We start from the raw sequence: 14,082 nt of genomic DNA on the forward strand, positions 1-14,082 counted from the left end.
AAGATTATTTCTTGTCCCACCAAACCCTTGTATTGAGGTCATTCGGACCCTGGCGTGCATTGGCATCGTTCACATTTTGCAGGTTCACGATGATCTCACTGTCGGGGTAAGGCATTCTGCGGATGAAATCCTCGGTGATCTCGGCTCCGGGATATGGATTTTTCTTCAGAGCCGGAAATCCGCTCCTTCTGAAATTGGCAAATAATTCGCTGCCGTCCAGAAAACTGGCTACCCAGTATTGCGTATTGATCTGTTCCAGGGCCGTCGCTGTCACCAGCGGATGCGCAGTGAGGTAAGCCTGAATGGCCGTTTCGCTGATCGCCGCGCTGGCATCGTACAATGCCATTTGTTCCAGATTGGCGCGAACCCCTTTCAGATAATACTCCGACGGCGTGCCTGTAACCCAGCCTCTCACAGCCGCTTCCGCGAGTAAAAGTTGGGTCTGGGCGTGTGTGACGTGGAATTCAGGGGAGTCCAGTTTGAGCACGGTACGGAGGTTGGCCTGCGTAAAATCCCACAAGCTCACCACACCTTTGGCAGCGAGCACACTGTTGATCGTCACGTCGTTATACCCCATCGGCATACCGATCTGTACTTTCGGGTCCGAAGAAGCTATTGCGGGAGTTTGCTCAGGTCCGCCCTTCGCCCCTACATGCCTTACCGCAAAAACGGGCAGCCTGGGGTCATTGTTTGTTTTTAAATAATCCACAAAAGGCTCGGCAAGGTAAAAATTCGTTTTCTCCCGCGCAGCCAGGTGATTGGCGATATAGTTGTTGTAAATCGCCGTGTGTCGGATGATCGAGTTGTCCGCATTGCTTTCAAAAAGCCCGCCTGTAACTGCTTTCGTGACGTAGGTTTTCGCAGTCGTCGGATCGACTTTCGTCAGGCGCATTGCCGCCCGCAGCATGAGCGAGTAGCCCAACTTCTTCCATTTTGGCACATCGCCCCCGTATAAAATGTCCGTTGTCACGGCGTCCTTACTCTTATCTAATGCCGCGGAAGCTTCGTCCAGCTCCTTTAAAATATCTTTGTAAATAGCCTCCTGAGGGTCATACTTCGGTCTGATCACCTCGCTGATATACCCTTGCCCTGCCTCAAAGTATGGAATGTCGCCGTACGTGTCTGTCAGGATCATGAATGCGTATGCTTTCCAGATACGGGCGGCATTGTAAATATTCGCCTGCATCGGATCTTCTTTCGTTTGGTCCACTACGGCTACCACCTGCTTGATCACATTGCGGTAAAAATTAACCCAGACAACCGGCGTATTCGAGTTGTTGAGCTGGTTATAATTACCGCCCGAAAGCGAGCTTCCATACGGCGTAATGATCTGCTGAACAATACCGAAATTATAGGTGAGCATACCCAAAGTAGAGACACCATCGAGGTAAGTCGTGGCAATGATTGCTTTGTTCAGGATCAGCGACGGCGCGAGCGATGTAGGATCTACTTTATTCGTATTGATCTCGTCAAAACCTTGATCGCAACCGGTTATCAAACTGATTGACAGCAGGATAGTAAGTATATATTTTGATTTGGCTTTCATTGTAAAATGTTTTTTTATTTTGAAATGAAACCTAAAACTTCACATTCAGATTGAAACCGATACTCCTGGTCGGAGGCAGCCCGGGCCAGAAGTCGAGACCTGTCGCATTATCCGAAGAGTTGAGCACTTCTTCCGGGTCCATGTTTTCCGTCCATTTTTTCAATACCAAAACATTGTTGGCGATCGCACTCAGCCTAAGTCCCTTCACAAAGGATTTTTCGGGCAGCAGCTTGCTGATATCGTAGCTCAGCGTGATCTGGCGCAACTTCCAGAAACCTGCATTTGACACAAAATCCTCGTTCACAGCCAGCGGATTGACCGATTCATAAAAAGGCTGCACGGCGGCTTTCGTTTGATTGACTTCCCCGTCGGGGTTCACGCCATTTCCGATCACAAAGCCTTCCGCACGACCGGGTAAGGTGCGTTTCGACAAGCCGTGACGCAGGTAATTGATGTTCCGTCCTGCTATCATTTTGTGCCCGAGCTTGAAGTCGATCAACGTAGACAGGAAAATCCCTTTGTACGTAAAGCTGTTCGTAATACCACCGAAATACCTGGGCAGCGCGCCGCCCACATTCCTTAACGTATTGTTTCTGAGTGGCATTCCGCTGTTTTTATCAAAGACCTGTCTGCCCTGTTCATCCCGCAGGTACATGAACGTATACAGCTGGCCAAGCGGCTTTCCGACGACCATGTTCAGTGTCCGGCCACCGCCTCCGCCCACAGTGATCACGGTATCTTTCTCGGCCAGTCCGAGTTTAAGCACTTTCGAAGTATTGTACGAAACATTCACGCTGATATCCCAGCTGAAATCTTTGGTTTTAACCGGCGAGCCTGTCAGCAGCAGCTCAACACCTTTGTTCATACTTCTGCCAACATTGATCAATTGTGCCGTGTAAGAAGATGCGTCGGAAATCTGTGCTGCAAGGATCTGATCGTCAGTTGTTTTATGGTAATAAGTAAAATCAAAGCCGACCTGATTGTTGAACAATTTCATTTCCAAACCTCCCTCGGCCTCCTGGATCCGAAGCGGCCGCAGGTTTTTGTTAGGTACCGTCGAAGCATTGATCCCGCCTACCGGCACCAGCTGGCCTGTCGGGTTGGGGAATGAATTGTTGTCAACCGAGTAGTAGAGTGCATTGGAATACGGGTTCACATTGTCGGACCCTACCTGTGCATACGCCGCCCTCAGCTTCCCGAAAGTGATCCATGCCGGCAGATTCGGAAATGCCTGGGAGAATATGAAACTACCTGTGACAGAAGGATACAAAATACTGCGGTTTTGGGGTGCGAGCGTTGAAAACCAGTCGTTGCGGGCAGTCACATTCAGGTAAATAAATTCCTTCCAGGAAATGGTGGCCGCTCCGTAAAGTGAATTAATTTTCTTCTCGGAAAGACTGTAAAGCGGGTTTTTCACACGCCCGTTCATGACCGTGTAAAGTCCCGGCTGAATGAAATCCTGCACAGTTACACTATTATAGTCCATTCTCGCATACCGCTGGTTACCGCCCAATGTTACATCGACGCCAATGTTTCCAAAAGAATGGTTACCTCCAAGGATAAAATCAAAGTTACGCTCGGTATTACGCCTTACATCCTGTGTAAATGAGCCGTTAACATAGCCGGTAGGCGCTTTTGGAATCGGGGCGTAACCGTTAGGGATGTTGTACTCCTGATTACGGACATAAAAATCCTGGGCGATCCTGCCCTGCAGGTAAAGCCAGTCGGTGAACTGGTATTTCAATGCCACATTGCCGAAAAGCCGGTCGCGCTTGATCTCTTCGAAGTGGTAGTTCATCGAATAGTATGGATTATTTCTAACGAGGAACCTCGAAAAAACGAATTCGTTCCCATTCGCATCAGTCTGATTCTGCCGCAAAGCATCAAAAGGCATTGAATTGGCCAGCGTGAAAATCACCGTCGACATCGCAAAATCCTGTGTATCGATCTGCGGCGGATTGATATTCTTTTCTTTGGAATAGTTGATATTACCAAATGCAGTCAGCCTTTTCGAGATATTTTGTGTAAATCCAAGGTTCACTACTTTCTTATCAAACTTGTTATTTTCAACGATCCCCTTGTTCGTCTGGTTGGCCAGCGACAGACTGAAACCACCATTCGGGCCATTATTAGAGACGGTAACTGTATTGGTCATATTGGTCCCCACGCGGTAAAACTGCTTTACGCGGTTACGCACCGGCTCATAAGGCCAGATTTCACCATCGAATAAAGTCTGCGTCATACCCGGCTCAAACTTCTCACCAAAGCTCCATACACCCGATGTCGGATTATTCGTGGTGGGACGTTTACCGCCTTCCCCCTGGCCGTATTCATACTGAAAATCGGTGAAGTCGAGTGGCGTATCCGTTGTAAAATTGATATTATAATCAAGCCCTATCCCCTGCCCTGTTCCCCTCGATTTGGTCGTGATCATCACCACACCGTCTTTTGCACGCGATCCGTACAGTGCGGCGGCTGTGGCTCCTTTTAGTACGGTCATGGATTCAATATCGTCCGGATTGATACTCGAAAGCCCGTCGCCGCCGTCCGACGCATTCATCGCCCGGTTGCCGAAATCACCGCCGCCTGCGAAGTTGGAATTATCAATCGGCACACCATTCACGACGATCAGCGGATTGTTTTGCCCGCTGAATGACGACTGTCCGCGGATACGGATCTTGGCCGTCCCCCCCGGCCCGCTTGACAGAGAAGAGATGTTCACCCCTGCCATTTTCCCCTGTAACGAACTGACTACGTTGGGCGTACGGTTTGTCGAGATCTGATCTGCATTCACCGTAGCGGTGGCATAACCCAGGGTTTTGGCTTCACGTTTGATACCCAGGGCGGTGACAACTACTTCTGTCAGGTTTTTCTCTTCCTGCGCAAGCTGCACATCGATAACTGAACGTGAACCTGCACTGACCGTCTGGCTGACATACCCTATAAAGGAGAAAACCAGGGTAGCATTAGCAGGCGCTTCCAAAACAAATTTCCCTTCCGAATCGGTAACGGTACCCTGTGAAGAACCGCTGATCAGAATGTTGACACCCGGCAGGGGCTCTTTTTCCTGGCCGGTCACTGTTCCTGTAATTCTGCTATTCTGAGCGCTGGTAATACCTGAAATGAGGAACGACAGCAGCATAGCAAGCGTAAAACATTTTCCCATCTTGGTGAGCAGTTTTATAACGTGAACTATCGAACAACAAAGCTTGCCTGCGAATGCAGGTTGTAAGAATTAGGAATAGGCAAAAAAATGACAACACGACTTCATTACGAAGCGAACTATATACTATATACGCAAATGATTTTCCTTTCACGCAAACGATCAAACCGTATGCGGATGAGAGGCACCAGAGTTAAATCAATCCGGAAGAAATCCTAAACTGTTACCGATCTATATTTAAACGATTAAGCAAGTTTTAAATATTTAATACGACTGATAATCGAATTTAAATAGTCAGGTTATTTGATAAATGATGATAGAACGTTTCGGTATTTGGTATGGCCGGAGGCGGCGCTTCAATATTAAATCAGAAATTCTCTTTAATATTTACAATAAAATCCCTTTTAAGAAAAAGAAAGTGTTCAAATGTAAATTTAATCGATTAAACAAAAAAGTTTTCGCAAAAAAATTTTTATATTATTTCAAAAAATAAACATACTATCGCTTAACCGGGCTTTGTTTGCTGGCGGCCGCGAATGCATTTCAGATAACAAAGGCCACGCTTTACGTAAAATCCCTGCAATCAATGCTTTCCTGAATGTAAATTTGTGATACGCATCCTCTATTGAAACAAAGTGCCCGATAAACCGAAAAATTTCCTCCGGCGACTGCTCGATCAGTCCCGGCTGCCGCTGTCCGAGAAAGATCTCTGGCAATACTCCTTCTATTACTGGGGGCTTTTTGCGATAATCACCTTGTGGCAGCTTGCCATGCTCTGGCCCATGCGCGAAGGATACTCGTTCAGGCCACATGAAATGTTCATCTGGCTGCTCGACGGTCTTTTCTGGTGGTCGACCACGCCGCTTGTACTCTGGGCTTCACTGAAATTCCCGCTTGTATTCAAAGGCACGCCAGGTTCGCTTTTCAAGGCCACGCTCATCCATCTGCTGATCGTTACATTCCTGAATATTTTTGTAAACCTGGTTCATTACTACATCACTAACCCACTGATGTTCAGCCTGGTCGGCACGTCAATTCCAGTTGAAAGCTACCTGTTTTCCTTCTATTTCGCATTCACCGGAAGCTTTGCGCAGTACCTGCTGCTGGTAGTTGGTTTCAATACCGTTTCCTATATCTACCGCTACCAGGCACTGAAACAACAGCATTTTGAGGCTGAACTGAGTAACGAGCAACTACGAAGCCAACTGGCGACGGCTCAGCTGCAATCACTCAAAATGCAGCTTAACCCGCATTTTTTGTTCAATACCCTCCATGCGGTGGTGAGCCTGATGATCAAAAACGATATCCGCAAGGCGATCGTGATGATCACTACTTTGAGCGACCTTTTGCGCGCAGTACTGATCAACCAAAAGGCAGATTTCATTCCGCTGCAGGAAGAGCTTAAACTGACCCGGCAGTATCTGGGTATACAGCAGATCAGGTTTCAGGACAGGTTACAGGTGGAATACGAAATTGACCCGGCTTCCGAACTCTATCCGGTACCGCAGCTCATTTTACAGCCGCTGGTCGAAAATTCCATTACCCACGGCATTTCCGATCTGACAACCAATGCTTTGATCCGTATTACCAGCTGTGTGAGCGCAAGAGGACTGGAAATCAGGGTATTTGACAATGGCAGCGGAACAAAAAAATCGACCGAAGGAATGGGGCTCGGACTCAAAAACACGACTTCCCGATTGAAACAGGCTTATGGTGAAGAAGCCGGACTCACGTTTGAACGAGCGCCTGGCGGCGGTACGCTTGTTACACTTTGCTTTGAAGGGGATGCCAAAACCAATATGACGACAACCAATGAAACATACGTGTCTGATCATTGACGACGAAGTGCTGGCGCGTGAAGTAATCCGCACTTTCCTGCATGATGACCTTTCGATCGAGGTAATCGGAGAAGCTTCGAACGGCAGCGAGGCGGTAGTGAAAATTTTGCAACACCGGCCGGACCTTATTTTTATTGATATTCAAATGCCTGAGCTGGATGGATTTGGCGTATTGAAGGAAATATGGCCGCATCACCAGCCTTTCGTCGTGTTCACTACCGCTTACGACCAGTATGCACTCCGTGCTTTCGAAGTGAACGCGATCGATTACCTGCTCAAACCTTTCGACGAAATCCGGTTTCATCAATCGCTGGGGCGGGCCAAAGAACGGTTGAGCCAGCGAGCGCAGCCGAAGATCGAAGAACTGGTGAATAGCCTGCTCCGCGAACAAAAGGATAAACCGGGCAATTATTTGCAACGGATCCTGGTAAAGGAAGCAGGTAAAATGTATCTGGTCAAAACGGAAGATATCAGCCATTTCTCCGCCGATGGCAATTACATTTCAGTGTTTACCAATCTGAAAACCTACACGATCTACGAAAGCCTGAGCAGCCTGGAAGCGCGCCTGGATCCCGACGTAATGATCAGGGTCGGTCGCTCCAATATTGTGAATATGAATTATATATCCGAGCTGGAAACCTATTTTAACGGGGAGTATATCATCCATTTGTCTACCGGAGACAAGGTTAAATGGACACGTGGGTACCGTGATAATATCAAAGCATTTCTCAGCAAAATCGGATGAGTGCCTGCGCGCCGGTCAGCTCTTTTGTCATTTCAGATAATATAACCCTCAGAATAAATAGTGCTCCTTCGCAGGCAATGATTTTTAGAGCACATTAGATTTTAATTCAGTTCCGTAAAATCTTAGCCATGCTCTTCAAAAATTCTACTACTTCCAAACGTGCGTCGGCACGCTGGCGACGCTACAATACTAACCTTTACGGGAGAAGCATTTTTCTCGGCTCGACAGCCCTGCTGCTCTTCGGTGCTTTCTTTCTGTCCAGGTCGCTCAGTTGCCCGGGATATCCGGTCGCCTCCGGCAGCGCGACCGACACCGCAGCAGTGCCGCGCTGGTGCTATGACGCCATGAGTAAAAAGCTCGTCAGCAAACCCGGCCCTCCTGTTGAATGCCCCAGCCTGATCCCGATCCAAATCGGCGAAATGGTGGAAAAAATTGTTGAAAGAAATGCATTGAACAACTCCACGGTCTCGCTATGATACCTATAAAATAATCATCGCGCCGCTAGTTGTAGCGGCGCGATGATTAATAAGCATTTCAGTATTCTAATTCGGGGATTTCCTCCTCTACCAACTTGATCTTCACTTCCGGCGGGAGCAGCTTGTACATTACCGGGGTAACCAACCGTGACAACAGCGTGGAACTGATCAGTCCGCCGATCAATACCAGCGCAAGCGGCGAATACAGCGCGCTATACTCGATTACCAGCGGAAGCAAGCCACCGATCGCGGTCAGCGATGTGAGCAATATCGGCACAAAACGTATTTCACCAGCCTCGATAATCGCTTCTTCGATACCCTTTCCCTGCTCCCGAAGCTGGTTGGTGAAGTCGACGACCAGCAGTGAATTTTTCACTTCAATACCTACCAGGGCTATAAAACCGATGGTGGCTGTAAAAGAAAGCGTCTCGCCGGTCAGGAACAACATCGCCAGGCCGCCGACTATACCCAGCGGGATCACCGAAAGTACGATCAGGATGCTTTTAAAGGTTTTAAATTCCAAAATCAACACACCCAGGAAACCGAAAATGGTGACGAGGATGATCAGTCCCAGGCCTCCGAAACTTTCTTCCTGACTTTCCTTTTCGCCTGCTACCGTAAAAGTCTGCCCGTTTTCAAACTTGAAAGCATGGAGCTTCTGCGTGATCTCCTCATCGAGACGCTGCACATTGTAGCCGGGCTTTACAAAAGCCGACACGGTTACGTAGCGGTCCTTATCGTAATGCCGGATCTGATTGGGAGAACTTTCCAGCTCTATCGTAGCGACGTTTTTCAGCGGAATGCTTGCACCGGTTGCGGAAGTCACATACAATTTATCAAAAACGCTGTAATCCTGCACCGCAGCATTGCGCGGTACCGACACATTCACATTGTAATTATCCGCTTTTCCAACATCCTCGCGATAAGTAGCGACATTCAGTCCGGCTGCCCCCAGCCGTACCGTACGGTCAATTTCAGCGGATGAAATGCCCAGCGTACCTGCTTTTTGTTTGTCGATATTGACCCGCAAATCGGTAGGCTGCACGAGTAAGGGATTATTGACATAAATCGTACCATCCGTTTTGGCAAGCAGATCGGCCACGCGAAATGCAGTTTTTCGAAGCGCATCCAGGTTTTCTCCATAAACCCGGTAAGCCAGCGGCGCTTCGATGAGCGGCCCCTGCTCAAAGTCCTTCACTTTGATTTCAGCGCCGGGATAACCTTCCAGCTTCTTTCTCAGCCGCTCGATCACTTCCACTTTCTCCTCGGTTTTCAAACCCTCTACCTGGACGAAAATCTCAGCAAAATTCTCACTTTCATTGCGCTGGATCACATTGTAATAAATCCGGGGATTGCCTTTACCGACATTCGTCGCAAACGAAGTGACCAGTGGCTCCTGCTTTAAAATACTTTCCACATACTTCGCCACCTGGTCTGTTTTTTTCAGGTTTGTACCCTGCGGTAGTTCAATATCCACCAGAAACATTGGTTTTTCAGATTTCGGGAACAAGCTGTTGCCGATCAGCGGAACCAGTGCGAGAGAACCTGCAAAAATCAGCCCCGCTAAAACCAGCGTAACAACCGGCCGTCTCAAAGCCTTGTCAAGCAGGCTTCCATAGGTAGTGTGGATTACCTTTTTCATCCCGCGAAGTAAAAAGTTGCCTTCTTCGTTCATATGGGGTTTTAAAATGACACTGGATAAAAAAGGTACGATCGTGAGCGAAACGAGCATGGAGGCAAATACCGTCGTGATCACGGAAAGCGGCAGGCTGCGGATAAAATCGCCCGCTCCTTCGGGCAGGAAAACCAGTGGCAGGAATGCAAAAATCAGCAGGATCGTACAACCCACAACCGCCAGGCCGATCTGTGAGGAAGCTTTGACCGCCGCCTCTACCCGGGTATAGCCCATCCGCAGGTACCGCTCTATATTTTCAACCACAACAATGCTGTCGTCAACCAGAATGCCCAGTGCGACGATCATGCCGACAATGCTTAGCTGGTTGATATTGTACCCAAATAAGTTCATGAGGGTCAGCCCGATAGCGAGTGACAACGGAATGGAAATCATCACCACCACCGACGCCCGCGTACCGAGTGGCAGCAAGGTAAGCAGTACCAGGAGGATCGCAATGCCGAAGTCGCGTGCGAAATGGGATAGCCGGGTATCGACACTTTTTGCCTGGTCGAAGACTTTCACCAGGTCGATATTTGCCGGTAAGGAAGCCTTAAATTGCTCGACAACCGGTGTAACCTGGTCCTGTACTGCGATGATATTTTCCCCTTCTTTCTGACTTACATTCACAAAGCTGCAACGGTAACCGTTCAGGCGGGTAAGATGTGTTTCGTCTTCGTAGCCCAGTTTTACATCGGCCACATCTTTTACGTAAACGATCTTGCCATTGGCTGCCGACACAACCGTATTGGCGATTTCGTCCAGCGTGCGGTAATTTCCGCTCGTTTTAATATTGAGCTTTTTGTTAGACATACTGATACTCCCGCCCGGCACATTCACATTTTCACTCTGCAATGCGGCGATCACCTGGTTTTGGGTAAGCTGCTGCGCGGCGATCTTTTGGAGGTTCAGGTCTACATTCACCTGTCTTTCAGGAACGCCCGAATATTCTACCTTTTTAAGGCTTTTGATTTTTTCCAGCTGCTCCTTGAATTCCTTCGAGTGCTTTTTCAACTGCGAATATGTCGCATTTTCGCTGATCAATGCATATTGGTAAATGCTTACGTCGGAGGGGATCTGTTTGTTAACGCGGATGTCGGCAATATCGGCAGGCAGCTGCGAGCGCAGACTGTTGATTTCTCGTACCACTTCCTGGTACTTATCGTCCGGATCAGAACTGTATTTGTACTGGACCTGCATAACAGCCAGCCCGTCCTTGATATCCGTGATCACATGCTTCATATCGTCCAGCTCGTTGATCTTTTTTTCCATCGGATCGACGACCAGCTGCTCCATATCCTTCGGGCTGGCACCAGGGTAAATCACAACCACCGTAAACTGCGGCGGGTGAATGTCGGGATCTTCGCTGCGCGGCATTGTGAAGAGCGAGTAAATGCCCAATGCCATGACAGCCAGGAAGACGACCAGCGTAAACTGGTAATTTTTAACGGCAAATTCGGGTAATTTCATGATTTCATCTGTTGCGTTTACTGTACAATCCTGATCACCGAACCGTCTGTCAGATAAGCCGAACCTTCCCGGATCACCCGCGCACCTGCATCGATGCCCGACAATATAAATGCCTTATCGCCGGTCAGGTAGGCAATTTTCACCTGTTTTCTCAAAGCTTTATTTGCCTCCGCGACGAATACGAATGCACTGTCATTTTCTCCTTCGATCAGCGCATCCATCGGAACAGATATCATTTTTGTTTTTTCCTTCGGATAAATGCTCACTTTCGCGAAAAGCCCGCTGGCCAGCTTCGCATCCTGCTTGTTGATCTGGATTTCAACCTGATACAAGCCAGAGCCGGCTTCGCTGCCTTGTGCGAGTGAACTTACTTTTCCTGTAAAAGTTTGCGGGTAGGCATCGAAGGTAATTTCTGCCTTTTCGCCTCCTTTCAACTTCGCCCAGTCTTTATCGGTGAGCCCGCATTTCACCACCCAATCCTTACTGCTGGTACTGCTCACAAAAAGCACAGGCGCGCCACCCTGGACTTGCTCGCCCGCATTCTGCAGCTTCCGGATTACTACCCCGTCGGTCGTGGAAATGATCCGGGTCTGAGAAAGATTGTATCTGACAATATCCAGCTGTTTTTCTGCCAGCAGCATGGTAGTCTGGCTGTTTTCGAGCTGCTCCTTCGTACTCACACTATCCCTGAAAAGGTTACCCACACGCTGCGCATCGCGTTTTGCTTTCAGGAAATTCTCTTCTGCCTGGGCTGCCTGTGCATTCATTTCCGTGGTGTTAAGCGTGGCCAGGACCTGTCCCTTCCGAACCCTGTCCCCTTCTTTGACCAAAACATTGTCTATGATACCACCCACCTTGAACGAGAGCCTGGCCTCGTTTTCCGAGCCCAGCAGCCCGGAGGTTTCCACAGCCTGCGCCTGATTGAGCGAAGCGGAGCTGATCACTTTCACTGGAATCGTTGTATCGGTCTCCACAGGCTTCTTTTCCTCTTTGCAGCCCGCCAGAAGCAATCCTGCGCCGAGCAACAGTATCAGATTAATTTGAATAGTTGTTTTCATGTTGTTATTATTTTAAAATACAAAGCTGGCTTTGGCCCTTTCCAATTCGGCGGATCGGGTTTGTATAGTGAGATAGGCAATACTCTGCTGAAGCTGGTCCCCGATCAGGCGGTTTTGCGCGTCCAGCAGCTCGATGTAAAGCAGCTGGCCTTCCCGGTAGAGTTTCTGCTGGTCGTTATAATATTGCAGGGATAATGCAGTCTGGCTTTTTGACGCTTCGAAAAGCCGGGCAGCGGATCTCAGCCTGTTTTCGGCCGTCTCCACCTGCAATGCGAGCTGTTGCTCGACCTGGTCGATCTGCTGGCTGGTCGCCTTACCTTCCAGCGCCGCTTGTTTGGCCCTATGCTGGGTGCGGTTGCCGCCAAACACGCGCCAGTCGAGCGTGACGCCGAACAGGTAGTAACGGGTATCATTATTGAACTTCACAAAATCCCCCTGCGATCCGAGATCGATGAATGTAGACAGTTTCGGCAGCGCCGCCGCTTTCGCGAGCTGCTCCGACAATGCGTTGATCCTCGAAAGCGATTCCAGCTTGACAAGCTCCTCCCGCCTCCCCTCCCCGGTAATACCTGCCGGAACATCAGCCTGTTGAACAGAAGGCAACTCTACCGGATTATCCAGCGGGCTATTAAGTAAAAAATTAAAGTAGGCTACTGCGCTCAGCGATTGGTTCCTGGCATCTTCCAGCCTGGCTTCCAGCCCGATCAGCTCATTTTCCGAGCGACTCACTACCGTCCTGATCGCCTTGTCGTTTCGCACGAGCGCCTGATTAAAGCGAAGATTTTCCCGGGCCAGCGTCACCGCATTTTCAAGGATCGTAACGGCTTCCTTAGCCTGCAAACACGCATAATAACCCAGCTTGATGTCCTTTACGAGCTCCCTTTTGTACACATCCAGCTCAGCCTGCTGTAAGTGGATCTGTTCTTTGCGGATCCGTGAATTGTAAATGATCTCAGCATTGTAGACGGGAAGCGAGGTACGCAGCTTGGCATCATAATAATTGTTGGGATTAAAAGTCTGGCTCACATTTTCGACCTGCGGGAACACCGAAGAGTTCGTCAGCTGGTTCAGCGAACTGTAAACCGGATTGAGCAAATCACCGATCGGTATACTGATTTTCCGCCCGCCCCGGGAATCGAGATAAGAAGTATTGAAATTAACCTCGGGCAGAAAGAAGCTTTTGGCCTCTTTCAATGCATACAAATTTCTTTCCAGCAAGAAGCCCTGCTGCCTGATGCCCTGGTTGTTTTTCAGGCCCTGGTTGATATAGTTTTCCAGCACTGCATCCTGCGTCTGCGCCCTGCCTGGCAGGAAAATAAAGACAATAGCGTATTGTAACAGTCGCCGCAGGGGCAACCTAAACATTGCATTCATAATAAGTGATGTTTATTTACTAAACGGTGTTCATTAAGGGGTAAATTTTTTTACGTTTTCAGGCTTTCTAAAAAATTTTCAAATGAGGCATTAACGATCCCGCGCACCATGTCGTCGGGCATTTCCAGGATACACATTCTTTCCCTGATATAAAGGGAGACAAGTCCATGAACGAAGGACCACACCGAGATAGCAGTGATGTATTTATCAGCGGGCCTGATCAGCTTTTGGTCCAGGCACTGGGTCAATGTTTCGAGCAGGTAGCCGAATGCGCATTCGCCTGCACTCCACTTTTCCTCATGCTTGATCTGCGATAATGGCGCTCGCATGATAAACATCAGATCGTAGTAGTCGGGATTTTCGAAAGCAAATTTGATATAAGTCCTGCCCAATGCCCCCAGGCGTTCAACAGGATTGGCTATCGAATCGTGCTTGCGGAAAAGCTTGTCCAGAATATCGAACGCATTTTCATGAATGACGTAGAAAATCTCGTCTTTATCCTTGAAATACAGGTAGATGGTAGCCGGACTGTACTCAATATCCTCAGCAATGTTACGGATCGACGTCTTATCGTAACCATGCTTCAAAAATAGCTGAGTAGCTGATTCAATGATCAGGTTCCTCATGTCCTGCTTCTCCCGCTCTTTCCGTTCCTTGATCGCCATAACTTCTACAATACGCTGTGAATATACTAAACAGTGTTTAGCAAATGTACTCCATTTTTTCAAAAAAGGACGAAT

The 14,082-nt window shown here is 48.6% G+C and carries 9 protein-coding genes; 3 read left to right on the plus strand and 6 right to left on the minus strand.

Translation table 11 applies throughout. The annotated features are described in order from the left end of the window. Positions 1-4: 4 nt before the first annotated feature. Positions 5-1,546 carry a SusD/RagB family nutrient-binding outer membrane lipoprotein gene (locus tag FXO21_RS25440; RefSeq protein WP_149642722.1) on the minus strand — a complete coding sequence of 514 codons (1,542 nt, stop codon included), beginning with the start codon at positions 1,544-1,546 and terminating at the stop codon, positions 5-7. 31 nt (positions 1,547-1,577) lie between these two features. Continuing rightward, a complete protein-coding gene (locus tag FXO21_RS25445; RefSeq protein WP_225865864.1) occupies positions 1,578-4,712 on the minus strand; it encodes a SusC/RagA family TonB-linked outer membrane protein in 3,135 nt (1,044 codons plus the stop codon). 632 nt (positions 4,713-5,344) lie between these two features. Here FXO21_RS25445 and FXO21_RS25450 point away from each other — a divergent pair. From FXO21_RS25450 to FXO21_RS25460, 3 genes are all read left to right on the plus strand, one after another. Next, complete coding sequence (locus tag FXO21_RS25450) at positions 5,345-6,547, plus strand: sensor histidine kinase (protein ID WP_225865865.1); 1,203 nt, start codon at positions 5,345-5,347, stop codon at positions 6,545-6,547. Next, positions 6,522-7,292 (plus strand): LytR/AlgR family response regulator transcription factor, encoded by a 771-nt coding sequence (locus FXO21_RS25455; protein ID WP_149642723.1) that lies wholly within the window; start codon positions 6,522-6,524, stop codon positions 7,290-7,292. Before FXO21_RS25450 ends, FXO21_RS25455 begins: the two co-directional genes overlap by 26 nt. A gap of 128 nt (positions 7,293-7,420) precedes the next feature. Next, entirely contained in the window at positions 7,421-7,768 is a 348-nt protein-coding gene (locus FXO21_RS25460) for a hypothetical protein (RefSeq protein WP_149642724.1), read from the plus strand. 58 nt (positions 7,769-7,826) lie between these two features. On the opposite strand, the gene FXO21_RS25465 is transcribed toward FXO21_RS25460, so the two are convergent. The 4 genes from FXO21_RS25465 to FXO21_RS25480 are packed head-to-tail and all read right to left on the minus strand — an operon-like array spanning position 7,827 to position 14,007. Beyond that, the gene (locus FXO21_RS25465; protein ID WP_149642725.1) at positions 7,827-10,910 is read right to left on the minus strand and encodes an efflux RND transporter permease subunit; all 3,084 of its coding nucleotides are present in this window, start codon (positions 10,908-10,910) and stop codon (positions 7,827-7,829) included. Positions 10,911-10,927: 17 nt separating this feature from the next. Further along, entirely contained in the window at positions 10,928-11,968 is a 1,041-nt protein-coding gene (locus FXO21_RS25470) for an efflux RND transporter periplasmic adaptor subunit (protein ID WP_149642726.1), read from the minus strand. Positions 11,969-11,980: 12 nt separating this feature from the next. After that, positions 11,981-13,342 (minus strand): TolC family protein, encoded by a 1,362-nt coding sequence (locus FXO21_RS25475; protein ID WP_225865866.1) that lies wholly within the window; start codon positions 13,340-13,342, stop codon positions 11,981-11,983. Positions 13,343-13,392: 50 nt separating this feature from the next. After that, positions 13,393-14,007 carry a TetR/AcrR family transcriptional regulator gene (locus FXO21_RS25480; RefSeq protein WP_149642727.1) on the minus strand — a complete coding sequence of 205 codons (615 nt, stop codon included), beginning with the start codon at positions 14,005-14,007 and terminating at the stop codon, positions 13,393-13,395. Positions 14,008-14,082: the final 75 nt, after the last annotated feature.

Source organism: Dyadobacter sp. UC 10, from assembly GCF_008369915.1.
Taxonomy (GTDB): Bacteria; Bacteroidota; Bacteroidia; order Cytophagales; family Spirosomataceae; genus Dyadobacter.